This window comes from Pseudomonas sp. ef1 (genome assembly GCF_007293365.2).
GTDB lineage: Bacteria > Pseudomonadota > Gammaproteobacteria > Pseudomonadales > Pseudomonadaceae > Aquipseudomonas > Aquipseudomonas siliginis.
Genome location: NZ_CM129815.1, coordinates 96260 through 119885 on the forward strand (window position 1 = coordinate 96260; position 23626 = coordinate 119885).

At 55.6% G+C, this 23626-nt stretch carries 35 protein-coding genes; 1 reads left to right on the forward strand and 34 read right to left on the reverse strand.

What is annotated here, in order from left to right; translation table 11 throughout:
• Nucleotides 1-181: 181 nt before the first annotated feature.
• Nucleotides 182-3016, forward strand: coding sequence for an excinuclease ABC subunit UvrA (gene uvrA / locus FEE99_RS00460; protein ID WP_041477664.1), 2835 nt, complete (start codon nt 182-184; stop codon nt 3014-3016).
• A gap of 66 nt (nt 3017-3082) precedes the next feature.
• Here uvrA and bfr read toward each other — a convergent pair whose 3' ends face one another.
• The 34 genes from bfr to rpsL form a co-directional block, all read right to left on the reverse strand.
• On the reverse strand, nt 3083-3550 hold the full coding sequence (gene bfr / locus FEE99_RS00465) for a bacterioferritin (RefSeq protein ID WP_016772947.1): 468 nt from the start codon (nt 3548-3550) through the stop codon (nt 3083-3085).
• A 167-nt stretch (nt 3551-3717) separates the two neighbouring features.
• The gene (locus FEE99_RS00470) at nt 3718-5154 is read right to left on the reverse strand and encodes a catalase (protein WP_041477663.1); all 1437 of its coding nucleotides are present in this window, start codon (nt 5152-5154) and stop codon (nt 3718-3720) included.
• Nucleotides 5155-5393: 239 nt separating this feature from the next.
• On the reverse strand, nt 5394-5780 hold the full coding sequence (gene rplQ, locus FEE99_RS00475) for a 50S ribosomal protein L17 (protein ID WP_003176402.1): 387 nt from the start codon (nt 5778-5780) through the stop codon (nt 5394-5396).
• Between the two features lie 42 nt (nt 5781-5822).
• A complete protein-coding gene (locus FEE99_RS00480; RefSeq protein WP_016772946.1) occupies nt 5823-6824 on the reverse strand; it encodes a DNA-directed RNA polymerase subunit alpha in 1002 nt (333 codons plus the stop codon).
• Nucleotides 6825-6846: 22 nt separating this feature from the next.
• The gene (gene rpsD, locus FEE99_RS00485) at nt 6847-7467 is read right to left on the reverse strand and encodes a 30S ribosomal protein S4 (protein WP_003176404.1); all 621 of its coding nucleotides are present in this window, start codon (nt 7465-7467) and stop codon (nt 6847-6849) included.
• A gap of 18 nt (nt 7468-7485) precedes the next feature.
• Nucleotides 7486-7875, reverse strand: a complete 390-nt coding sequence (gene rpsK / locus FEE99_RS00490) for a 30S ribosomal protein S11 (RefSeq protein WP_002555466.1) — start codon at nt 7873-7875, stop codon at nt 7486-7488.
• A gap of 30 nt (nt 7876-7905) precedes the next feature.
• The gene (gene rpsM, locus FEE99_RS00495) at nt 7906-8262 is read right to left on the reverse strand and encodes a 30S ribosomal protein S13 (protein WP_003186020.1); all 357 of its coding nucleotides are present in this window, start codon (nt 8260-8262) and stop codon (nt 7906-7908) included.
• A 130-nt stretch (nt 8263-8392) separates the two neighbouring features.
• Entirely contained in the window at nt 8393-8509 is a 117-nt protein-coding gene (gene rpmJ, locus FEE99_RS00500; protein ID WP_002555468.1) for a 50S ribosomal protein L36, read from the reverse strand.
• Between the two features lie 27 nt (nt 8510-8536).
• The gene (gene secY / locus FEE99_RS00505; RefSeq protein ID WP_016772945.1) at nt 8537-9865 is read right to left on the reverse strand and encodes a preprotein translocase subunit SecY; all 1329 of its coding nucleotides are present in this window, start codon (nt 9863-9865) and stop codon (nt 8537-8539) included.
• Complete coding sequence (rplO, locus tag FEE99_RS00510; RefSeq protein WP_003228720.1) at nt 9866-10303, reverse strand: 50S ribosomal protein L15; 438 nt, start codon at nt 10301-10303, stop codon at nt 9866-9868.
• A 3-nt stretch (nt 10304-10306) separates the two neighbouring features.
• Nucleotides 10307-10483, reverse strand: coding sequence for a 50S ribosomal protein L30 (rpmD, locus tag FEE99_RS00515; RefSeq protein ID WP_003176408.1), 177 nt, complete (start codon nt 10481-10483; stop codon nt 10307-10309).
• A 2-nt stretch (nt 10484-10485) separates the two neighbouring features.
• Nucleotides 10486-10986, reverse strand: a complete 501-nt coding sequence (gene rpsE, locus FEE99_RS00520; RefSeq protein ID WP_007955637.1) for a 30S ribosomal protein S5 — start codon at nt 10984-10986, stop codon at nt 10486-10488.
• A gap of 3 nt (nt 10987-10989) precedes the next feature.
• Nucleotides 10990-11340 (reverse strand): 50S ribosomal protein L18, encoded by a 351-nt coding sequence (rplR, locus tag FEE99_RS00525; protein ID WP_003186037.1) that lies wholly within the window; start codon nt 11338-11340, stop codon nt 10990-10992.
• Between the two features lie 10 nt (nt 11341-11350).
• The gene (rplF, locus tag FEE99_RS00530) at nt 11351-11884 is read right to left on the reverse strand and encodes a 50S ribosomal protein L6 (RefSeq protein WP_003228722.1); all 534 of its coding nucleotides are present in this window, start codon (nt 11882-11884) and stop codon (nt 11351-11353) included.
• 12 nt (nt 11885-11896) lie between these two features.
• Nucleotides 11897-12289, reverse strand: a complete 393-nt coding sequence (gene rpsH / locus FEE99_RS00535) for a 30S ribosomal protein S8 (protein WP_016772944.1) — start codon at nt 12287-12289, stop codon at nt 11897-11899.
• A gap of 208 nt (nt 12290-12497) precedes the next feature.
• Nucleotides 12498-12803 (reverse strand): 30S ribosomal protein S14, encoded by a 306-nt coding sequence (gene rpsN / locus FEE99_RS00540; RefSeq protein ID WP_003186042.1) that lies wholly within the window; start codon nt 12801-12803, stop codon nt 12498-12500.
• Nucleotides 12804-12816: 13 nt separating this feature from the next.
• Nucleotides 12817-13356, reverse strand: coding sequence for a 50S ribosomal protein L5 (gene rplE / locus FEE99_RS00545; RefSeq protein ID WP_003210069.1), 540 nt, complete (start codon nt 13354-13356; stop codon nt 12817-12819).
• A gap of 20 nt (nt 13357-13376) precedes the next feature.
• A complete protein-coding gene (gene rplX, locus FEE99_RS00550; RefSeq protein WP_003186046.1) occupies nt 13377-13691 on the reverse strand; it encodes a 50S ribosomal protein L24 in 315 nt (104 codons plus the stop codon).
• An 11-nt stretch (nt 13692-13702) separates the two neighbouring features.
• On the reverse strand, nt 13703-14071 hold the full coding sequence (gene rplN, locus FEE99_RS00555; protein ID WP_002555479.1) for a 50S ribosomal protein L14: 369 nt from the start codon (nt 14069-14071) through the stop codon (nt 13703-13705).
• 23 nt (nt 14072-14094) lie between these two features.
• Nucleotides 14095-14361 (reverse strand): 30S ribosomal protein S17, encoded by a 267-nt coding sequence (gene rpsQ / locus FEE99_RS00560; protein ID WP_003194644.1) that lies wholly within the window; start codon nt 14359-14361, stop codon nt 14095-14097.
• A 2-nt stretch (nt 14362-14363) separates the two neighbouring features.
• On the reverse strand, nt 14364-14555 hold the full coding sequence (rpmC, locus tag FEE99_RS00565) for a 50S ribosomal protein L29 (RefSeq protein WP_002555481.1): 192 nt from the start codon (nt 14553-14555) through the stop codon (nt 14364-14366).
• Nucleotides 14555-14968: a 50S ribosomal protein L16 gene (gene rplP / locus FEE99_RS00570; RefSeq protein ID WP_003228729.1), complete on the reverse strand. Its 414-nt coding sequence runs from the start codon at nt 14966-14968 to the stop codon at nt 14555-14557. Before rplP ends, rpmC begins: the two co-directional genes overlap by 1 nt.
• Before the next feature lie 12 nt (nt 14969-14980).
• A complete protein-coding gene (gene rpsC / locus FEE99_RS00575) occupies nt 14981-15667 on the reverse strand; it encodes a 30S ribosomal protein S3 (RefSeq protein ID WP_003176422.1) in 687 nt (228 codons plus the stop codon).
• 13 nt (nt 15668-15680) lie between these two features.
• Nucleotides 15681-16013: a 50S ribosomal protein L22 gene (gene rplV / locus FEE99_RS00580; RefSeq protein ID WP_003103908.1), complete on the reverse strand. Its 333-nt coding sequence runs from the start codon at nt 16011-16013 to the stop codon at nt 15681-15683.
• An 11-nt stretch (nt 16014-16024) separates the two neighbouring features.
• Nucleotides 16025-16300 (reverse strand): 30S ribosomal protein S19, encoded by a 276-nt coding sequence (rpsS, locus tag FEE99_RS00585; protein WP_011336172.1) that lies wholly within the window; start codon nt 16298-16300, stop codon nt 16025-16027.
• A gap of 16 nt (nt 16301-16316) precedes the next feature.
• On the reverse strand, nt 16317-17141 hold the full coding sequence (gene rplB / locus FEE99_RS00590) for a 50S ribosomal protein L2 (RefSeq protein WP_016772943.1): 825 nt from the start codon (nt 17139-17141) through the stop codon (nt 16317-16319).
• Nucleotides 17142-17155: 14 nt separating this feature from the next.
• Complete coding sequence (rplW, locus tag FEE99_RS00595) at nt 17156-17455, reverse strand: 50S ribosomal protein L23 (RefSeq protein WP_002555488.1); 300 nt, start codon at nt 17453-17455, stop codon at nt 17156-17158.
• Complete coding sequence (rplD, locus tag FEE99_RS00600) at nt 17452-18054, reverse strand: 50S ribosomal protein L4 (protein WP_003228735.1); 603 nt, start codon at nt 18052-18054, stop codon at nt 17452-17454. The genes rplW and rplD overlap by 4 nt, the downstream gene beginning before the upstream one ends.
• 12 nt (nt 18055-18066) lie before the next feature.
• Complete coding sequence (gene rplC, locus FEE99_RS00605) at nt 18067-18702, reverse strand: 50S ribosomal protein L3 (RefSeq protein WP_003228738.1); 636 nt, start codon at nt 18700-18702, stop codon at nt 18067-18069.
• A gap of 80 nt (nt 18703-18782) precedes the next feature.
• On the reverse strand, nt 18783-19094 hold the full coding sequence (gene rpsJ / locus FEE99_RS00610) for a 30S ribosomal protein S10 (RefSeq protein ID WP_003186070.1): 312 nt from the start codon (nt 19092-19094) through the stop codon (nt 18783-18785).
• 153 nt (nt 19095-19247) lie between these two features.
• Complete coding sequence (tuf, locus tag FEE99_RS00615; RefSeq protein ID WP_064361246.1) at nt 19248-20441, reverse strand: elongation factor Tu; 1194 nt, start codon at nt 20439-20441, stop codon at nt 19248-19250.
• A 31-nt stretch (nt 20442-20472) separates the two neighbouring features.
• Nucleotides 20473-22578, reverse strand: a complete 2106-nt coding sequence (gene fusA / locus FEE99_RS00620) for an elongation factor G (protein WP_016772942.1) — start codon at nt 22576-22578, stop codon at nt 20473-20475.
• 30 nt (nt 22579-22608) lie between these two features.
• Nucleotides 22609-23082 (reverse strand): 30S ribosomal protein S7, encoded by a 474-nt coding sequence (gene rpsG / locus FEE99_RS00625; protein WP_016772941.1) that lies wholly within the window; start codon nt 23080-23082, stop codon nt 22609-22611.
• Between the two features lie 107 nt (nt 23083-23189).
• Nucleotides 23190-23561 (reverse strand): 30S ribosomal protein S12, encoded by a 372-nt coding sequence (gene rpsL / locus FEE99_RS00630; protein WP_003186084.1) that lies wholly within the window; start codon nt 23559-23561, stop codon nt 23190-23192.
• Nucleotides 23562-23626 lie beyond the last annotated feature (65 nt).

The window sequence follows — 23626 nt, forward strand, 5'->3', positions numbered from 1 at the left end:
CGTGTGAACCGGCGGCGATTCTACCAGTCCCATCGGAAGACGGGGTATATCGCGACGCTATGACGCGTATAGATGAAACTCTCTTCATGAACGGCAAAACGCCCTTCGTTTGATAGTGTGCATCCATCCAGTATTTGCCCGTATACTCCTACGTTTTCGACGCCCGCCAAGCGAGGCCACTTTGGACAAGATCCTGATACGTGGGGCCCGTACCCACAACCTGAAGAACATCGACCTGACCCTGCCACGGGACAAGCTGATCGTCATCACCGGCCTGTCCGGATCCGGCAAGTCGTCCCTGGCGTTCGACACGCTGTATGCCGAAGGTCAGCGCCGCTATGTCGAATCGCTGTCGGCCTATGCCCGGCAGTTCCTGTCGATGATGGAAAAACCCGACGTCGACACCATCGAAGGCCTGTCGCCGGCGATCTCCATCGAACAGAAGTCGACCTCGCACAACCCGCGTTCGACGGTCGGCACCATCACCGAAATCTACGACTACTTGCGCTTGCTCTATGCCCGCGTGGGTACGCCGCGCTGCCCGGATCACGACATTCCACTGGAGGCGCAGACCGTCAGCCAGATGGTCGATCTGGTGCTGGCGCAGCCGGAAGGCAGCAAACTGATGTTGCTGGCACCGGTGATCCGCGAACGCAAAGGCGAACACCTGTCGGTCTTCGAAGAATTGCGTGCGCAAGGTTTCGTCCGCGCCCGGGTCAACGGACGCATTTGCGAGCTCGACGAGCTGCCGAAGCTGGATAAACAGAAGAAGCATTCGATCGATGTGATCGTTGACCGCTTCAAGGTCCGCGCCGATCTGCAGCAGCGCCTCGCCGAGTCTTTCGAGACTGCGCTGAAACTCGCCGACGGAATTGCCCTGGTCGCGCCGATGGACGACGAGCCCGGCGAAGAAATGATCTTCTCCGCACGCTTCGCCTGCCCGATCTGCGGCCATGCGATCAGCGAGCTGGAACCCAAGCTGTTTTCCTTCAACAACCCGGCCGGCGCCTGCCCGACCTGCGATGGCCTGGGTGTGAAGCAGTTCTTTGACATCAAGCGTCTGGTCAATGGCGAGCTGACCCTGGCCGAAGGTGCAATACGCGGCTGGGACCGGCGCAACGTCTATTACTTCCAGATGCTTGGCTCACTCGCCTCGCACTACAAGTTCAGCCTGGACAAGCCCTTCAACGAGCTGAGCGCCGAGCAGCAGAAGTTCATTCTGCATGGCAGCGGCTCGCAGAACGTCGACTTCAAATACCTGAACGACCGTGGCGACATCGTCAAACGCTCGCACCCGTTCGAAGGCATCGTGCCGAATCTTGAGCGTCGCTATCGCGAAACCGAATCGGCGAGCGTGCGCGAAGAGCTGGCCAAGTTCCTCAGCCATCAGGCCTGCCCGGATTGCCGTGGCACGCGTTTGCGCCGCGAAGCGCGGCACGTCTGGGTCGGCGAGAAAACCCTGCCGGCAGTGACCAATCTGCCGATCGGCGATGCCTGCGAATATTTCGGTGCGCTGAAGATGACCGGTCGGCGTGGCGAGATCGCCGACAAGATCCTCAAGGAAATCCGCGAGCGTCTGCAATTTCTGGTCAACGTCGGCCTCGACTATCTGTCGCTGGATCGCAGTGCCGACACATTGTCCGGTGGCGAGGCGCAACGGATTCGTCTGGCAAGCCAGATTGGCGCCGGTCTGGTCGGCGTTCTGTATATCCTCGACGAACCGTCCATTGGCTTGCATCAGCGCGACAACGACCGGCTGCTCGGTACGCTCAAGCATTTGCGCGATATCGGCAACACGGTAATCGTGGTCGAGCATGATGAAGACGCGATTCGTCTGGCTGACTATGTCGTCGATATCGGCCCGGGCGCCGGTGTGCACGGCGGGCAGATCGTTGCCGAGGGCACGCCGGACGAAGTCATGGCACACCCTGATTCGCTGACCGGCAAATACCTGTCCGGCCGGGTGAAGATCGAAGTGCCGGCCAAACGCACGCCGCGCAACAAGAAGCTCAACCTGTCGCTCAAAGGTGCGCGCGGCAACAATCTGCGCAATGTCGATCTGGACATCCCGATCGGCTTGCTGACTTGCGTGACTGGCGTATCCGGTTCGGGCAAATCGACACTGATCAACAACACGCTGTTCCCGCTGAGCGCCACGGCGCTCAATGGTGCGACCACGCTGGAAGCGGCCGCACATGACAGCATCAAAGGTCTGGAACATCTCGACAAAGTCGTCGACATCGACCAGAGCCCGATCGGTCGTACGCCGCGTTCCAACCCGGCGACCTATACCGGGCTGTTCACGCCGATCCGCGAACTGTTTGCCGGCGTGCCCGAGTCGCGCTCCCGGGGTTACGGCCCGGGGCGTTTCTCGTTCAACGTCAAGGGCGGTCGCTGCGAAGCGTGCCAGGGCGACGGCCTGATCAAGGTGGAAATGCACTTTCTGCCGGACATCTACGTGCCCTGCGATGTGTGCAAGAGCAAGCGCTACAACCGCGAAACCCTTGAGATCAAATACAAGGGCAAGAGCATCCACGAAACCCTCGAAATGACCATCGAGGAAGCACGGGAGTTCTTCGATGCGGTGCCGGCACTGGCGCGCAAGCTGCAAACGCTGATGGATGTCGGCCTGTCCTACATCAAGCTCGGGCAGTCGGCAACGACCCTGTCCGGCGGTGAAGCACAGCGGGTCAAGTTGTCGCGCGAACTGTCCAAGCGCGATACCGGCAAGACCCTGTACATTCTCGACGAGCCGACCACCGGCCTGCACTTCGCCGATATCCAGCAATTGCTCGACGTCCTCCATCGTCTGCGCGATCACGGCAACACCGTGGTGGTGATCGAGCACAACCTCGATGTGATCAAGACCGCTGACTGGCTGGTGGACCTCGGTCCTGAAGGCGGTTCCAAGGGCGGGCAGATCATTGCCACCGGTACGCCGGAGGAAGTCGCCGAGATGAAGCAATCTCACACCGGCCATTACCTCAAGCCACTGTTGATCCGCGATCGGGCTTAACTGCCAGGCATGAAAAAGCCCCTGTCACCGTTGAGGTGCCAGGGGCTTTTTTTGTAGCTGGTGCAATCAGGACGCGTGGGATTGCAGGTAGTTCTCGAGACCGATCAGCTTGATCAAGCCCAACTGCTTTTCCAGCCAGTAGGTGTGATCTTCTTCGGTGTCGTTGAGCTGAACCCGCAGAATTTCGCGACTGACGTAGTCCTTGTGTTGCTCGCAAAGTTCGATGCCTTTGCACAGCGCAGCGCGGACTTTGTACTCGAGGCGCAGATCAGCTTCGAGCATCGTAGGCACGGTGGTGCCGACATCCAGATCATCCGGACGCATGCGCGGCGTGCCTTCAAGCATCAGAATCCGCCGCATCAATGCATCGGCGTGGCCGGCCTCTTCTTCCATCTCGTGGTTGATGCGCTCGTAGAGCTTGGTAAACCCCCAGTCCTCATACATCCGCGAATGAACGAAATATTGGTCACGCGCGGCCAGTTCGCCGGTCAGCAACGTATTGAGGTAATCGATTACATCTGGGTGGCCTTGCATCGCCCTACATCTCCCTTCCTGAAAGTCTGTAGTTTGAACCAACCTGACTGGAAGGTCACTCACCGCACGCAATAAAAGCGAAGATATTCTGAGAAAAGCAGGCCAAATAACGCAAAAACCGCCCAAATGAGGGCGGTTCTGCTTCTCGTTTAGACTACGTTAAGCTGTCAGTTGAGCAGCTTTGCGATTGCTTCTCCATACGCCGGATCGGCTTTGTAGAAATGCTGCAACTGACGATCGACGACGTCGCTGGAAACGCCCGCCATTGCGCCGGCAATGTTGCTGACCAGCAGCGCTTTTTGGTCGTCGCTCATCAAGCGGAACAAGGCACCGGCATGGCTGTAGTAGTCGGTGTCTTCGCGGTGATCGTAGCGATCAGCGGCACCGCTCAAGGCCAGCGCTGGCTCCGCGTAATGTGGCGCTTGTTTCGGCGACTCAACGTAGCTGTTCGGTTCATAGTTCGGCGCAGCGCCGCCATTGCTGCCGAACGCCATGGAGCCGTCACGCTGATAAGTATTCACCGGGCTGCGCGGAGCGTTCACCGGCAATTGCTGGTGGTTGGTGCCCACACGGTAGCGGTGCGCGTCAGCGTAGGCGAATACGCGACCTTGCAGCATGCGGTCTGGGGACAGACCCACGCCTGGCACCATGTTGCTCGGGCCAAATGCAGCCTGCTCGACTTCAGCGAAGTAGTTCAACGGGTTGCGATTCAACTCCAGCTCACCAACTTCGATCAGCGGAAACTCTTTCTGCGACCAGGTCTTGGTCACATCAAACGGATTCTCATAATGAGCCGCCGCTTGCGCTTCGGTCATGATCTGAATGCACACGCGCCATTTCGGGAATTCACCGCGCTCGATCGCTTCGAACAGATCACGTTGCGCGTAGTCCGGGTCGGTACCGGCCAAACGGGCAGCGTCGGCCGGCGACAGGTTCTTGATGCCTTGCTGGGTCTTGTAGTGCCACTTCACCCAGTGACGCTCGCCTTTGGCGTTGATCAGGCTGTAAGTGTGACTGCCGAAGCCGTGCATATGGCGATAGCCGTCAGGGATGCCACGATCAGAAAACAGGATGGTGACCTGGTGCAGCGCCTCAGGCGAATGCGACCAGAAATCCCACATCATCTGCGCGCTTTTCAGGTTGCTTTGCGGCAGACGTTTTTGCGTATGGATAAAGTCCGGAAACTTCAGCGGATCACGGATGAAGAACACTGGCGTGTTGTTGCCAACGATGTCCCAGTTGCCTTCCTCGGTGTAGAACTTCAAGGCAAAGCCGCGCGGATCGCGCTCGGTGTCGGCCGAACCACGCTCGCCACCTACGGTGGAAAAGCGCAGAAAGGTTGGCGTTTGTTTGCCTACCGACTCGAACAACTTCGCACTGGTGTATTCAGTGATGTCACGGGTAACGGTGAACGTGCCGTAGGCGCCCGAGCCTTTAGCGTGGACACGGCGCTCAGGAATGTTTTCACGGTTGAAGTGCGCGAGTTTTTCGATCAGATGGAAATCGTCGAGAAGCAGCGGACCGCGTGGGCCGGCGGAACGGGAATTCTGGTTATCAGCGACTGGCGCGCCACTGGCGGTTGTAAGCGTCTTGGTCTGGCTCATGCGGTCTTCTTCCTCTGTCAGTCTTGAACTGCCGGCTAATGGGCTTGGCGGGAAGTATTGATCATCGACGTTACAGCTACAAATTCATTAACCTGCAAGCATCGATAGATAATTACTAATTATGTTTTCCCGGCACATAGTGGCAGTTCAACCATGTCAGAAACTTGTATGGACGGCGCATTTCTTACAGACACAAAAAACCGGGCACTAGGCCCGGTTTTTCGTTTCAGACTGACGTCTTACTCGGCGGATACAGCTTCGCCAGCAGTAGCACGATCAACCAACTCGACGTACGCCATAGGCGCGTTGTCGCCAGCGCGGAAACCGCACTTGAGGATGCGCAGGTAGCCACCCTCACGGGTAGCGTAACGCTTGCCCAGGTCGTTGAAGAGCTTACCAACGATAGCTTTCGAACGAGTACGGTCGAAAGCCAGACGGCGGTTAGCCAGGCTGTCTGTCTTGGCCAGAGTGATCAGCGGCTCGGCAACGCGGCGCAGTTCTTTGGCTTTTGGCAGAGTAGTTTTGATCAGCTCGTGCTCGAACAGCGACACCGCCATGTTTTGGAACATGGCCTTGCGGTGCGAGCTGGTGCGGCTCAGGTGACGACCACTTTTACGATGACGCATGGTTCATTCCTTACCAAACACTACGTTCGGTGATTACGACGATCAGGCAGTCGCCTTGTCGTCCTTCTTAAGACTTGCAGGCGGCCAGTTGTCGAGGCGCATGCCGAGGGACAGACCGCGGGAGGCCAGAACGTCCTTGATTTCAGTCAAGGATTTCTTGCCCAGGTTCGGAGTCTTCAACAGCTCTACTTCGGTACGCTGAATCAGGTCGCCGATGTAGTAGATGTTTTCCGCCTTAAGGCAGTTAGCCGAACGTACAGTCAGTTCCAGATCGTCAACCGGGCGAAGCAGGATCGGATCGATCTCGTCTTCCTGCTCGACAACCAGCGGCTCACTTTCACCTTTGAGGTCGACGAACGCAGCCAGCTGCTGTTGCAGGATGGTTGCAGCGCGACGGATAGCCTCTTCAGGATCCAGGGTACCGTTGGTTTCCAGATCAATAACCAGCTTGTCCAGGTTGGTACGCTGTTCGACACGGGCGTTTTCCACCACGTAAGCGATACGGCGAACCGGGCTGAACGAAGAGTCGAGCTGCAAGCGACCGATGCTGCGGCTTTCGTCTTCATCGCTCTGACGCGAGTCGGCTGGTTCATAACCACGACCACGAGCTACGGTGAGCTTCATGTTCAGGGCGCCGTTAGACGCCAGGTTAGCGATTACGTGATCGGGATTAACGATCTCGACATCATGATCCAGCTGAATATCGGCAGCGGTAACCACCCCCGAACCCTTCTTCGACAAGGTCAGCGTAACTTCGTCACGACCGTGCAGCTTGATGGCCAGACCTTTAAGGTTCAACAGGATTTCAATTACGTCTTCCTGTACACCTTCGATGGCGCTGTACTCGTGGAGCACACCGTCAATCTCGGCCTCGACTACTGCGCAGCCGGGCATTGAGGACAACAGGATGCGGCGCAGCGCGTTGCCCAGGGTGTGGCCAAAACCACGCTCGAGAGGCTCGAGAGTGATCTTGGCGCGGGTTGGACTGACAACCTGCACATCAATGTGGCGGGGTGTCAGGAACTCATTTACCGAAATCTGCATGGATGCACCTATTTTCTAGCCCTTACTTGGAGTAGAGCTCGACAATCAGGCTTTCGTTGATGTCGGCGGACAGATCACTGCGAGCAGGAACGTTCTTGAAAACGCCCGACTTCTTCTCAGTGTCTACTTCTACCCATTCTACGCGGCCACGCTGGGCACACAGATCGAGAGCTTGGACAATGCGAAGCTGGTTTTTTGCTTTCTCGCGAACTGCAACCACGTCACCAGCACGAACCTGATACGACGGAACGTTTACGGTCTGACCGTTAACGCTGATCGACTTGTGCGATACCAGTTGACGGGATTCGGCACGAGTCGAACCAAAGCCCATACGGTATACAACGTTGTCCAAACGGCATTCGAGCAGTTGCAGCAGGTTTTCACCGGTTGCACCTTTCTTGCCAGCAGCTTCTTTGTAGTAGCCGCTGAACTGACGCTCGAGAACGCCGTAGATACGACGGACCTTCTGCTTTTCACGCAGTTGGGTGCCGTAGTCGGACTGGCGACCGCGGCGCTGGCCGTGGATACCAGGTGCTGCTTCAATGTTGCACTTCGATTCGATCGCGCGCACGCCGCTCTTCAGGAAGAGATCGGTGCCTTCGCGACGAGCGAGTTTGCATTTTGGACCAATGTAACGAGCCATTCTTTACAATCTCCTGGATTACACGCGGCGCTTCTTCGGCGGACGGCACCCGTTGTGCGGGATTGGCGTCACGTCGGTGATGCTGGCGATCTTGTAGCCACAGCCGTTCAAAGCGCGGACTGCGGATTCACGACCTGGACCTGGACCCTTGACGTTGACGTCGAGGTTTTTCAGGCCGTATTCCAGCGCAGCTTGACCAGCACGCTCAGCAGCTACTTGAGCAGCGAACGGGGTGGACTTGCGGGAACCGCGGAAACCCGAACCACCGGAGGTAGCCCAGGAAAGAGCGTTACCTTGACGGTCGGTAATGGTCACGATGGTGTTGTTAAAAGATGCATGGATGTGGGCGATGCCATCAACCACTGTCTTTTTAACTTTTTTACGAGGACGAGCAGCAGGTTTTGCCATGATTAAATTCCTGTCGATTCGCTGGGGCGATTACTTGCGGATCGGCTTACGCGGACCTTTACGGGTACGCGCGTTGGTCTTGGTACGCTGACCGCGTACTGGCAGACCACGACGATGACGCAGACCGCGATAGCAACCGAGGTCCATCAAGCGCTTGATTTTCATGTTGATTTCGCGACGCAGGTCACCTTCAGTGGTGAACTTCGCCACTTCGCCACGCAGCTGTTCAATTTGCTCGTCGCTCAGATCTTTGATCTTTGCTGCTGGGTTTACCCCAGTCACTGCACAGATCTTCTGCGCAGTAGTGCGACCAACACCATAGATGTAGGTCAGCGAGATAACAGTATGCTTGTTATCTGGAATGTTAACGCCTGCAATACGGGCCATTCAGTGGGACTCCAATTGACAGCTACCTACGCCCCGGAAGCCAAGAAATAGGGCGCGAGATAATATCGCTGTAATAACAAATAATCAACCCGGTAGCGCACTAGCTACCGGGCTTGAAGCACAATCACACTCAGCCTTGGCGCTGTTTGTGACGCGGTTCCGCGCTGCAAATTACTCGAACAACACCTTCGCGGCGAATAATCTTGCAGTTACGGCACAGCTTTTTCACCGATGCACGAACTTTCATCACCAACTCCTCGAACCTTATGGGTACTCAGCGCAACATGCCGCTGCCGTAACCCTTCAGGTTGGCTTTCTTCATCAGGGATTCGTACTGGTGCGAAACGAGGTGCGATTGTACTTGGGACATGAAGTCCATCACAACCACGACCACGATCAGCAACGAGGTCCCGCCAAGGTAGAACGGAACGTTTGCTGCAACCACCAGGAATTGGGGCAACAGGCACACGGCCGTCATGTAAAGAGCACCGAACAGGGTCAAGCGGGTCAGAACGCCATCAATATAGCGCGCAGACTGCTCACCTGGACGAATGCCCGGAATAAAGGCACCGGACTTCTTCAGGTTTTCCGCTACGTCTTTCGGATTGAACATCAACGCCGTATAGAAGAAGCAGAAGAAAATAATCCCTGCACTAAACAGCAGAATATTCAACGGCTGACCAGGAGCGATCGACTGCGAGATGTCCTGCAACCAGCCCATACCTTCAGACTGACCGAACCAGGCACCCAACGAAGCCGGGAACAGCAAAATGCTGCTCGCGAAAATAGCCGGAATAACACCGGCCATGTTCACCTTCAGCGGCAAGTGGCTTGTCTGCGCAGCAAAAACCTTGCGGCCCTGCTGACGCTTGGCGTAGTGAACAGCGATACGACGCTGACCACGCTCAATGAACACCACGAAACCGATAATCGCTACTGCCAGCAAACCGATGGCAACCAGGGCGAAGATGTTGATATCGCCCTGACGCGCAGACTCGAAAGACTGCCCGATTGCTCTCGGAAGACCGGCGACGATACCCGAAAAAATCAACATCGAGATACCGTTGCCAACACCACGCTCAGTAATCTGCTCACCCAGCCACATCATGAACATCGCACCAGCCACAAATGTGGTTACCGCGACGAAATGGAAGCCAAAGTCACCAGTGAACGCGACGCCCTGCCCCGCCAGACCAATGGACATGCCAATAGCCTGGACCAGAGCGAGAGCGACGGTGAGGTAGCGGGTGTACTGGCTAATCTTGCGACGGCCAGCTTCACCTTCCTTCTTCAACTGCTCCAGCTGCGGGCTGACGGCGGTCATCAGTTGCATGATGATCGATGCCGAAATGTACGGCATGATCCCCAGTGCAAAGATGCTCATCCGTTCCAGCGCGCCGCCGGAGAACATGTTGAACAAGCTAAGAATGGTCCCCTCATTCTGTCGAAACAGGTCTGCGAGTCGGTCCGGGTTGATACCTGGAACCGGGATGTGTGCGCCTATTCGGTAGACGATAATCGCCAGGAACAGAAAACGCAGACGAGCCCAGAGTTCAGACATACCGCCTTTGCCGAGCGCAGAGAGAGCACCTTGCTTAGCCATTTATTCCTCGAACTTGCCGCCAGCTGCTTCGATAGCCGCACGCGCACCTTTGGTGGCGCCGATTCCCTTGCCGATAGTGACAGCGCGAGTCACTTCACCGGACAGCATGATTTTCACACGCTGTACGTTGACGTTGATCACGTTGGCATCTTTCAGGGACTGCACAGTAACGATGTCGCCTTCCACTTTGGCCAGCTCGGACAAACGCACTTCTGCGCGATCCATGGCTTTCAGGGAAACGAAACCGAACTTAGGCAGACGACGATGCAGCGGCTGTTGACCGCCTTCAAAGCCTGGAGCGATGGTGCCACCGGAGCGGGAGGTCTGACCTTTGTGACCGCGGCCACCAGTCTTGCCCAAACCACTACCGATACCACGGCCCGGACGATGCTTTTCGCGACGGGAACCCGGCGCTGGACTCAGATCATTGAGTTTCATCGATTAACCCTCGACACGCAGCATGTAGTAAGCCTTGTTGATCATCCCGCGATTCTCGGGAGTATCCTGGACTTCTACAGTGTGACCGATGCGACGCAGACCCAGACCCTTAACGCACAGTTTGTGGTTAGGGATGCGGCCGGTCATGCTTTTGATCAGCGTAACTTTAACGGTAGCCATGATTACTTGATCTCCTCAACACGCAGGCCACGCTTGGCAGCGATGGACTCAGGAGACTGCATAGCCTTCAGACCCTTGAAAGTGGCGTGAACCACGTTTACCGGGTTAGTCGAGCCGTAGCACTTGGCCAGAACGTTCTGAACGCCAGCAACTTCGAGGACAGCACGCATAGCGCCGCCAGCGATGATACCGGTACCTTCAGAAGCAGGCTGCATGTACACCTTCGAAGCGCCGTGAGCGGACTTCATCGCGTACTGCAGAGTGGTGCCGTTCAGGTCAACTTGAATCATGTTACGGCGAGCAGCTTCCATTGCCTTCTGGATCGCAGCAGGCACTTCACGCGACTTGCCACGGCCGAAGCCAACACGCCCTTTACCATCACCAACCACGGTCAACGCGGTGAAAGTGAAGATACGGCCGCCTTTAACGGTTTTGGCTACGCGGTTAACTTGAACCAGCTTCTCGATGTAGCCTTCGTCGCGCTTTTGGTCGTTATTTGACATAACTTAGAACTCCAGCCCAGCTTCACGAGCAGCATCAGCCAGCGCTTTAACGCGGCCATGGTACTTGAAGCCAGAGCGGTCGAAAGCCACTTGCGATACGCCAGCGGCCTTAGCACGCGTAGCGACCAGCTGGCCAACCTTTGTGGCCGCGTCGATGTTGCCAGTGGCACCATCACGCAGTTCTTTATCCAAAGTCGAGGCACTTGCCAGGACTTTGTTGCCGTCGGCCGAGATGACCTGGGCGTAGATGTGCTGCGACGAGCGGAACACGCAGAGACGCACGACTTCGAGTTCGTGCATTTTCAGGCGTGCTTTGCGAGCGCGACGCAGTCGAGTAACTTTTTTGTCGGTCATTTGCTATGCCCTACTTCTTCTTGGCTTCTTTACGACGGACGACTTCGTCCGCGTAGCGCACACCTTTGCCTTTGTACGGCTCTGGTGGACGGAAGTCGCGGATCTCGGCGGCCACTTGACCTACCAGCTGCTTGTCGATGCCCTTGATCAGGATATCGGTCTGGCTAGGAGTCTCAGCGGTGATGCCTTCCGGCAGTTCGTAATCCACTGGGTGCGAGAAGCCAAGAGCCAGGTTCAGAACCTGACCTTTTGCTTGCGCTTTGTAACCAACACCGACCAGCTGGAGCTTGCGCTCGAAGCCTTGGCTTACGCCCTGGACCATGTTGTTTACCAACGCACGCGTGGTACCGGCCATTGCGCGAGTTTGTTGATCGCCATTGCGAGCAGCGAAACGCAGCTCACCAGCTTCTTCAACGATCTCAACGGACGAATGGATGTTCAGTTCAAGAGTGCCCTTGGCACCCTTCACCGAAAGCTGTTGGCCTGCGAATTTGACTTCGACACCGGCTGGCAGCTTAACGGGGTTCTTAGCGACGCGAGACATGCTTATCCCCCCTTAGAACACAGTGCAAAGAACTTCGCCGCCGACACCGGCAGCGCGCGCAGCACGATCAGTCATCACACCTTTGTTGGTGGAGACGATAGACACGCCAAGACCGCCACGAACTTTCGGCAGATCTTCAACGGACTTGTACTGACGCAGGCCTGGACGACTAACGCGCTTCACTTCTTCGATAACCGGACGGCCTTCGAAGTACTTCAGCGAGATGGACAGCGACGGCTTGGCGTCGGTGGTGATCTGAAAATCCGCGATGTAACCTTCGTCCTTCAGGACTTTTGCTACAGCAGCCTTCAACGTGGAAGACGGCATGCTTACGACAGACTTTTCAGCCATCTGGGCATTACGGATTCGAGTTAGCATGTCCGCTAACGGGTCCTGCATACTCATGGGCTAGACGCTCCTAATACAAAAAAATTAGCCTTGCGGCTACTACTTGTCGCCGAGAACTTCCGGGCAGAAAAACACGGGCTCAGGCGAGCCGGTCATTCTAGACACACCCCAGAAATGAATCAAGCCCCAAAAGGGGCTTGATTCAGATTCAAGGCCACCGATGGTCAGGTTCTTGCGAACCCGAACATCGAGACTTTGACAACTGTTACCAGCTGGCTTTAACCAGACCTGGTACGTCACCACGCATTGCAGCTTGACGCAGCATGTTACGGCCCAGGCCGAACTTGCGGTACACGCCGTGCGGACGACCAGTCAGGCGGCAACGGTTACGCATGCGCGAAGCGCTTGCGTCACGTGGTTGCTTCTGCAGAGCTACGGTAGCTTCCCAACGCGCTTCTGGACTTGCGTTCAGATCGACGATGATAGCTTTCAGCGCTGCACGCTTGGTGGCGTACTTGGCAACGGTGAGCTGACGCTTCAGCTCACGGTTCTTCATGCTCTTCTTGGCCATTTTCCTACTCCAATCAGTTGCGGAACGGGAATTTGAAAGCACGCAGCAGAGCGCGGCCTTCATCATCGTTCTTGGCAGTGGTGGTCAGGGTAATGTCCAGACCGCGGAGAGCATCGATCTTGTCGTAGTCGATTTCCGGGAAGATGATCTGCTCTTTCACGCCCATGCTGTAGTTGCCACGACCATCGAAGGACTTGGCATTCAGGCCGCGGAAGTCGCGAACCCGAGGCAGGGAGATCGACAGCAGACGATCCAGGAACTCGTACATACGCTCACGGCGCAGGGTCACTTTGACGCCGATCGGCCATCCTTCGCGGACTTTAAAGCCAGCGATGGATTTACGAGCGTAGGTCACAACGACTTTCTGGCCGGTGATCTTTTCCAGGTCAGCAACAGCGTGCTCGATGACTTTTTTGTCGCCGATCGCTTCGCCCAGACCCATGTTCAGGGTGATTTTGGTAACGCGCGGAACTTCCATCACGTTCGAAAGCTTAAGTTCTTCCTTAAGTTTCGGAGCGATTTCCTTCCGGTAAATCTCTTTTAGTCGTGCCATGGTCTTCTACCTAGCAGTGTTCAAGCATCAACCGCTTTTTGGGTCGACTTGAAGACACGAATTTTCTTACCGTCTTCTACTTTGAAACCAACGCGGTCAGCCTTGTTGGTTTCGCCGTTGAAGATGGCGACGTTGGAAGCGTGCAGTGGCGCTTCTTTCTCGACGATACCGCCCTGTACGCCCGACATCGGGTTAGGCTTGGTATGACGCTTGACCAGGTTCAGACCACCAACAACCAGACGGTTGTCAGCAAGAACCTTCAGCACCTTACCGCGCTTACCTTTGTCTTTGCCGGCGATCACGATGATCTCGTCGTCACGACGAATCTTTTGCATGTCGGATCTCCTTACAGCACTTCTGGGGCGAGCGAGACGATCTTCATGAACTTCTCAGTACGAAGTTCACGGGTCACTGGCCCAAAGATACGGGTGCCGATCGGCTCTTGCTTGTTGTTCAGAAGAACAGCAGCGTTGCCATCAAAGCGGATAATGGAGCCATCAGCACGACGTACGCCGTGACGAGTGCGGACTACAACAGCAGTCATCACTTGGCCTTTTTTCACTTTACCGCGAGGAATTGCTTCCTTCACGGTAACTTTGATGATGTCACCGATACCAGCGTAACGACGATGGGAGCCACCCAGCACCTTGATGCACATAACACGGCGAGCGCCGCTGTTATCGGCCACATCGAGCATGGATTGAGTCTGAATCATATAATTTCTCCGACCCCTAGCCCTTAGACTTCCACAGCGCGTTCGAGAACATCAACCAGCGCCCAAGACTTGGTCTTGGCCATCGGACGAGTTTCACGAATAGTGACTTTGTCGCCGATGTGGCACTGATTGGTTTCGTCGTGCGCGTGCAGCTTAGTCGAACGCTTAACGTATTTACCGTAGATCGGGTGCTTTACGCGACGCTCGATCAGAACGGTGATGGTTTTGTCCATCTTGTCGCTGACAACACGGCCAGTCAGCGTACGGACAGTTTTTTCGGCTTCAGCCATGATCACTTACCTGCCTGCTGGTTGAGCACAGTCTTCACGCGAGCGATGTCACGCTTAACTTGCGAGAGCAGATGAGACTGCCCCAACTGGCCAGTTGCTTTCTGCATGCGCAGATTGAACTGGTCGCGCAGCAAGCCGAGCAGTTGCTCGTTCAGCTGCTGTGCGGATTTTTCACGAAGTTCATTCGCTTTCATCACATCACCGTCCGTTTAACAAAGGAGGTGGCGAGCGGCAGCTTTGCAGCAGCCAGGGCGAAAGCCTCACGCGCCAGCTCTTCAGAAACACCCTCGATTTCATACAGGACTTTGCCTGGCTGAATCTGGGCAACCCAGTACTCCACGTTACCCTTACCTTTACCCATACGAACCTCGAGAGGTTTCTTGGAAATCGGCTTGTCCGGGAATACACGGATCCAGATCTTGCCGCCACGTTTTACATGACGGGTCAGAGCACGACGCGCTGACTCGATCTGACGAGCGGTGAGACGACCACGAGCAACAGACTTCAGCGCGAACTCGCCGAAGCTGACTTTGCTACCGCGCAGTGCCAGACCACGGTTGTGGCCGGTCATCTGCTTGCGGAACTTCGTACGCTTTGGTTGCAACATTTGGCGTACCCCTTACTTAGCAGCTTTTTTACGAGGCGCTGGTGCTTGTGGTTTCAGTTCTTCTTGGCGACCACCAATAACTTCGCCTTTGAAGATCCAAACCTTTACACCGATCACACCGTAAGTGGTGTGAGCTTCGTAGTTGGCATAGTCGATGTCGGCACGCAGGGTGTGCAGTGGCACACGACCTTCGCGATACCATTCAGTACGTGCGATTTCAGCACCGCCGAGACGACCGCTCACTTGGATTTTGATGCCTTTGGCACCAATGCGCATGGCGTTCTGTACAGCGCGCTTCATAGCGCGACGGAACATTACACGACGCTCCAGCTGCTGAGCTACGCTCTGCGCAACCAGCATACCGTCGAGCTCCGGCTTGCGGATCTCTTCGATATTGATGTGCACAGGCACACCCATTTGCTTGGTCAGGTCCTGACGCAGTTTCTCAACATCTTCACCTTTCTTCCCGATAACGATACCTGGACGAGCGGTGTGGATGGTGATGCGTGCAGTTTGGGCCGGACGATGGATATCGATACGGCTTACGGACGCGCTTTTTAGTTTGTCTTGGAGATACTCACGCACTTTCAGATCTGCGAACAAGTAGTCCGCATAAGTCCGACCGTCTGCGTACCAGACGGAGGTGTGCTCCTTGACGATTCCCAGGCGAATGCCAATGGGATGTACTTTCTGACCCATCTCTTCGACTCCGTTACTTGTCAGCAACCTTGACAGTGATATGGCAAGACCGCTTGACGATGCGATCAGCACGGCCTTTGGCACGTGGCATGATGCGCTTCAGCGAACGCCCTTCGTTGACGAAAACGGTGCTGACCTTCAGGTCATCAACGTCTGCGCCTTCGTTATGCTCGGCGTTGGCTACGGCCGACTCCAGCACTTTCTTCATGATCTCGGCGGCTTTCTTACTGCTGAAAGCCAACAGGTTGAGCGCTTCGCCCACCTTCTTCCCGCGGATCTGGTCGGCGACCAAGCGGGCTTTCTGGGCGGAGATTCGAGCGCCCGACAACTTAGCGGCTACTTCCATTTCCTTACCCCTTAACGCTTGGCTTTCTTGTCAGCCACGTGCCCGCGATAGTTGCGGGTACCGGCGAACTCGCCCAGTTTGTGGCCGACCATGTCTTCGTTAACGAGAACTGGGACGTGCTGACGACCGTTGTGTACTGCGATGGTCAGACCGACCATTTGTGGCAGGATCATCGAACGACGCGACCAGGTTTTAATTGGTTTGCGATCGTTCTTTTCCGCCGCCACTTCGATCTTCTTCAGTAGGTGAAGATCAATAAAAGGACCTTTTTTCAGAGAACGTGGCACTGTCGTATCCCTCTATTTACTTGCGACGACGGACGATCATTTTGTCGGTACGCTTATTACCACGAGTCTTCGCGCCCTTAGTCGGGAAGCCCCATGGCGATACCGGATGACGACCACCAGAGGTACGACCTTCACCACCACCATGTGGGTGGTCAACCGGGTTCATGGCAACACCACGAACGGTTGGGCGAACGCCACGCCAGCGTTTGGCACCAGCTTTACCCAGCGAACGCAGGCTGTGCTCGGAGTTCGAGACTTCACCCAGGGTCGCACGGCATTCAGCCAGGACTTTACGCATTTCACCGGAACGCAGACGCAGGGTCACGTAGACACCTTCACGAGCGATCAGCTGAGCCGAAGCACCAGCGGAACGAGCGATCTGTGCACCTTTACCTGGCTTCAATTCGATGCCGTGTACGGTAGAACCGACTGGAATGTTGCGCAGTTGCAGAGCGTTGCCTGGCTTGATTGGAGCCAGAGCGCCTGCGATCAGCTGGTCGCCAGCACTCACGCCTTTAGGGGCGATGATGTAGCGACGCTCGCCGTCTGCGTAGCACAGCAGTGCGATGTGAGCAGTACGGTTTGGATCGTATTCGATACGCTCGACAGTGGCGACGATGCCATCTTTGTCGTTGCGACGGAAATCGACCATACGGTAATGCTGCTTATGACCACCACCGATGTGACGAGTGGTAATACGGCCATTGTTGTTACGACCACCAGACTTCGATTTTTTCTCGAGCAGCGGTGCGTGAGGAGCGCCTTTATGCAGCTCCTGGTTGACCACCTTGACCACAAAACGGCGGCCAGGGGAAGTCGGTTTGCATTTAACGATTGCCATGATGCACCCCTTCCTTACTCAGCACTGCTGCTGAAATCGAGATCTTGGCCTGGCTGAAGGGAGATAACTGCCTTCTTCCAGTCATTACGCTTGCCCAGACCGCGAGCAGTGCGCTTGCTCTTACCCAGAACGTTCAGGGTAGTGACGCGCTCTACTTTCACGCTGAACAGGCTTTCGACGGCCTTCTTGATTTCCAGCTTGGTTGCATCAGTAGCAACCTTGAAAACGAACTGGCCTTTCTTGTCTGCCAGAACCGTAGCCTTCTCGGAAACGTGCGGGCCAAGCAGAACTTTAAATACGCGTTCCTGGTTCATCCCAGCAGCTCCTCGAATTTCTTCACGGCCGACACGGTGATCAACACCTTGTCGTATGCGATCAGACTAACTGGATCGGAACCTTGCACGTCACGTACATCTACGTGCGGCAGGTTGCGAGCAGCCAGGTACAGGTTCTGATCAACAGCGTCCGACACGATCAGAACGTCGGTCAGGCTCATGTTGTTCAGTTTGCCCAGCAGATCTTTGGTTTTCGGAGTTTCAACAGCGAAATCCTGAACCACGACCAGACGATCAGTACGCACCAGCTCAGCAAGGATGGAACGCATTGCTGCGCGATACATCTTCTTGTTCAGCTTCTGGGAGTGATCCTGTGGACGAGCTGCGAAAGTGGTACCGCCGCCACGCCAGATTGGGCTACGGATAGTACCGGCACGAGCACGGCCAGTACCTTTCTGACGCCATGGGCGCTTGCCGCCACCACGAACGTCGGAACGGGTCTTCTGCTGCTTGCTACCTTGACGGCCGCCGGCCATGTAGGCCACGACTGCTTGGTGAACCAGCGTCTCGTTGAATTCGCCGCCAAATGTCAGTTCGGAAACTTCGATCGCTTGAGCGTCATTTACATTTAATTGCATGTCAGCTTCCCCTTAACCGCGAGCCTTGGCTGCTGGACGTACAACCAGGTTGCCGCCAGTAGCGCCAGGAACAGCACCCTTGACCAACAACAGATTGCGTTCAGCGTCCACGCGCACTACTTCCAGGGACTGCACGGTCACGCGCTCAGCGCCCATATGACCGGACATTTTTTTGCCCTTGAATACACGACCAGGAGTCTGGCACTGGCCGATAGAGCCTGGGACGCGGTGGGATACGGAGTTACCGTGGGTGTTATCTTGCCCGCGGAAATTCCAACGCTTGATCGTACCCTGGAAGCCTTTACCCTTGGACTGACCGGTTACATCAACCAGTTGACCAGCGGCGAAGATTTCAGCGTTGATCAGATCGCCAGCCTGGTACTCGCCTTCTTCAAGGCGGAATTCCATGGTGGTGCGACCAGCGGCAACGTTCGCTTTAGCGAAGTGGCCAGCCTGAGCTGCTGTTACACGCGAAGCGCGACGCTCGCCGACAGTGACTTGCACTGCACGATAGCCATCGGTCTCTTCAGTTTTGAACTGGGTGACGCGATTCGGCTCGATCTCAATGACCGTGACCGGAATGGAGACACCTTCTTCGGTGAAAATACGGGTCATACCGCATTTACGACCGACTACACCAATAGTCATGTTGTAAACCTCATGAGTGTACGGGGCTTTCACCCGCTATGGCCGCCCATTTCAGAGCGTTACACGACCAAGACCGAGTCTTAGCCGAGGCTGATCTGCACTTCCACACCGGCCGCAAGATCAAGCTTCATCAGCGCGTCAACGGTTTTATCCGTTGGCTGGACGATGTCCAGAACACGCTTATGAGTGCGGATCTCGTACTGGTCACGCGCGTCTTTGTTGACGTGCGGGGAAACCAGAACGGTGAACCGCTCTTTACGGGTAGGCAGTGGAATTGGACCACGCACTTGAGCACCAGTACGTTTCGCGGTTTCCACGATTTCCTGGGTTGATTGGTCGATCAGGCGATGGTCAAAAGCCTTCAACCTGATACGGATTTGCTGATTTTGCATTGGATTTCAGACTCCGGCTGCTATTCCCACCGGGCGCAATACGCCCGTTAAAAGGAGGCGCAATTCTATAGACGCCCCCGATAGGTGTCAACCCAATAAAAAAGCCCCCGCTGAGCGGGGGCTTTTTCAATCCATCAAGCTGACTCTAAAGTCTTACTCGATGATTTTGGCTACGACGCCAGCGCCGACGGTACGACCGCCTTCACGGATAGCGAAACGCAGACCATCTTCCATCGCGATGGTTTTGATCAGGGTAACAGTCATCTGAATGTTGTCACCTGGCATTACCATTTCAACGCCTTCTGGCAGCTCGCAGTTACCAGTCACGTCAGTAGTACGGAAGTAGAACTGTGGACGGTAGCCTTTGAAGAACGGAGTGTGACGACCGCCTTCTTCCTTGCTCAGAACGTAAACTTCTGCGGTGAACTTGGTGTGCGGCTTGACCGAACCTGGCTTGACCAGAACCTGGCCACGCTCAACGTCGTCACGCTTGGTACCACGCAGCAGAACGCCGCAGTTCTCGCCAGCACGACCTTCGTCGAGCAGCTTGCGGAACATTTCAACACCGGTGCAAGTAGTAACGGTGGTGTCACGCAGACCAACGATTTCCAGCGGATCCTGAACGCGAACGATACCGCGCTCGATACGACCAGTCACAACAGTACCGCGACCCGAGATCGAGAATACGTCTTCGATTGGCATCAGGAATGGCTTGTCGATCATACGAACTGGTTCTGGGATGTAGGCATCCAGAGTTTCAACCAGTTTCTTGACGGCAGTGGTGCCCATCTCGTTGTCGTCTTTGCCTTCCAGCGCCATACGAGCCGAACCGATGATGATCGGAGTGTCGTCGCCCGGGAAGTCGTAAGTCGACAGCAGGTCACGAACTTCCATCTCAACCAGTTCCAGCAGCTCAGCGTCGTCTACCAGGTCAGCCTTGTTCAGGAAGACCACGATGTACGGAACGCCAACCTGACGGGACAGCAGGATGTGCTCACGGGTTTGCGGCATCGGACCATCAGCGGCCGAGCAAACCAGGATAGCGCCGTCCATCTGAGCAGCACCGGTGATCATGTTCTTCACGTAGTCAGCGTGACCTGGGCAGTCAACGTGAGCGTAGTGACGGATCTTCGAGTTGTACTCAACGTGCGCGGTGTTGATGGTGATACCGCGAGCTTTTTCTTCTGGTGCACTGTCGATCTTGTCGAAGTCAACGATTGCAGAACCGAAAACTTCGGAGCAAACGCGAGTCAGAGCAGCAGTCAGAGTGGTTTTACCGTGGTCAACGTGACCGATGGTGCCAACGTTGACGTGCGGTAGGGAACGATCAAATTTTTCTTTAGCCACGACAATTAACTCCTAGCCTAAAGGGGCTGAATCAGCCTTGTTTTTTGGTTACGGATTCGACGATGTGCGACGGAGCCGTATCATATTTTTTGAATTCCATAGAGTAGCTTGCGCGACCCTGGGACATGGAACGAACGTCGGTCGCATAACCGAACATCTCACCCAGCGGAACCTCGGCACGGATAACCTTGCCGGACACTGTGTCTTCCATACCCTGGATCATGCCGCGACGACGGTTAAGGTCGCCCATCACATCACCCATATAGTCTTCAGGCGTAACAACCTCTACCGCCATGATCGGCTCGAGCAACTCACCACCACCCTTCTGGGCCAGTTGCTTGGTCGCCATGGAAGCAGCCACTTTAAACGCCATCTCGTTGGAGTCGACGTCGTGGTAAGAACCATCGAACACGGTAGCCTTCAGGCCGATCAGCGGATAGCCGGCAACAACGCCGTTCTTCATCTGCTCTTCGATGCCCTTCTGGATAGCCGGGATGTATTCCTTAGGAACCACACCACCTACAACTTCGTTCACGAATTGCAGACCTTCCTGACCTTCGTCAGCAGGAGCAAAACGGATCCAGCAGTGACCGAACTGGCCGCGACCACCGGACTGACGAACGAACTTGCCTTCGATTTCACAGTTCTTCGTGATGCGCTCACGATACGAAACCTGAGGCTTGCCGATGTTGGCTTCGACGTTGAACTCACGGCGCATCCGGTCAACCAGGATGTCCAGGTGCAGCTCGCCCATGCCGGAGATGATCGTCTGACCAGTCTCTTCATCAGTTTTAACGCGGAAAGACGGGTCTTCCTGAGCAAGTTTGCCCAGAGCGATACCCATTTTTTCCTGGTCATCCTTGGTCTTAGGCTCTACGGCAACCGAAATAACCGGCTCCGGGAAGTCCATGCGAACCAGGATGATTGGCTTGTCAGCGTTGCAGAGGGTTTCACCAGTGGTGACGTCCTTCATGCCGATCAGGGCCGCGATGTCACCAGCGCGTACTTCCTTGATCTCTTCACGGGCGTTTGCGTGCATTTGCACCATACGACCCACGCGCTCTTTCTTGCCTTTGACCGAGTTGATCACGCCGTCGCCGGAGTTCAACACGCCCGAGTAAACGCGGACGAAGGTCAGAGTACCCACGAATGGGTCGGTAGCGATCTTGAACGCCAGAGCCGCGAAAGGCTCGTTGTCGTCTGCATGACGCTCCATCTCTTCTTCCTCGTTATCAGGGTTGGAACCCTTGATAGCAGGAATGTCGGTCGGAGCAGGCAGGTAGTCGATAACGGCGTCGAGAACCAGGGGAACGCCCTTGTTCTTGAACGAAGAACCGCAAACGGCCAGAACGATTTCGCCGGCGATAGTACGCTGACGCAAAGCAGCCTTGATCTCTTCGATCGACAGCTCTTCGCCTTCCAGGTACTTGTTCATCAGCTCTTCGTTGGCTTCGGCGGCAGCTTCAACCATATTGTTGCGCCACTCTTCCGCCAGCTCTTGCAGCTCGGCAGGAATGTCCTTGCGAACAGGAACCATACCTTTGTCAGAGTCGTTCCAGTAGACAGCTTGCATGTTGATCAGATCGATCTGACCCTGGAAGTTGTCTTCGGAACCGATGGCCAACTGGATCGGCACCGGAGTGTGACCCAGACGCTGCTTGATCTGACCGATCACGCGCAGGAAGTTGGCGCCGGCACGGTCCATCTTGTTTACGTAAACAAGACGTGGAACGCCGTACTTGTTGGCTTGACGCCATACGGTTTCCGACTGCGGCTCAACACCCGAAGTACCGCAGAACACAACGACAGCGCCGTCGAGTACGCGCAGGGAACGCTCAACTTCAATGGTGAAGTCAACGTGGCCCGGGGTATCGATTACGTTGAAACGGTGCTCGTGAGAGTACTGCTTCTCGGAACCTTTCCAGAAGGCGGTAATGGCAGCAGAAGTAATGGTAATACCACGCTCCTGCTCCTGAACCATCCAGTCTGTGGTCGCGGCGCCATCATGCACCTCGCCCATTTTGTGACTTTTGCCGGTGTAAAACAGTACGCGCTCGGTGGTGGTGGTTTTACCAGCATCCACGTGAGCGACGATACCGATGTTACGGTAGCGGCTAATCGGAGTAGTACGAGCCATAAAGCCCTCGCAAAATTAGTGAAGCTAAAATTAGAAGCGGTAGTGCGAGAAAGCTTTGTTAGCTTCGGCCATACGGTGCACGTCTTCACGCTTCTTAACAGCAGCACCTTTACCTTCAGCAGCATCCAGCAGTTCGCCAGCCAAACGCAGAGCCATAGACTTCTCGCCGCGCTTACGGGCGAAGTCTACCAACCAGCGCATTGCCAGAGCGTTACGACGGGAAGGACGAACCTCGACCGGAACCTGGTAAGTAGCACCACCAACGCGGCGCGACTTCACTTCGACCAGCGGAGCGATGGCGTCGAGTGCTTTTTCGAAGAGTTCCAGGGGATCGGTGCCAGCCTTACGGGCCGCAACGGTTTCCAGGGCACCATAAACGATACGCTCGGCAACGGCTTTCTTGCCGCTTTCCATAACGTGGTTCATGAATTTGGCGAGGATCTGGCTTCCGTATTTCGGATCGTCCAGAATCTCACGCTTTGCTGCTACGCGACGTCTTGGCATGATAAGCCCTCAAGCGGTCTTCAGGTTAGCTCGGGACAGATCCAGAGGATGCGTGCCCGACCTTACTCTTATCGACTCAATAAAATAAAAATCTGCAAAACGGCCGATTACTTCGGACGCTTGGTACCGTACTTCGAACGACCCTGGTTACGGCCTTTAACGCCGGAAGTATCCAAGGAGCCGCGAACGGTGTGGTAACGAACACCTGGCAAGTCTTTTACACGACCGCCGCGGATCAGTACCACGCTGTGCTCTTGCAGGTTGTGGCCTTCACCACCGATGTACGAGGAAACCTCGAAACCGTTGGTCAGACGCACACGGCATACTTTACGCAGTGCCGAGTTAGGTTTTTTCGGCGTGGTGGTGTACACACGGGTGCACACGCCACGACGTTGCGGGCAGTTCTGCAGCGCAGGTACGTCGGACTTCTCGACGATACGCTTACGCGGCTGACGTACCAGCTGGTTGATAGTTGCCATCTACTAGCTCCACTGTTGTCTTGCGACGCTATTGTCTTGCAAGAAAAGCAAAATGGCAGGAACGA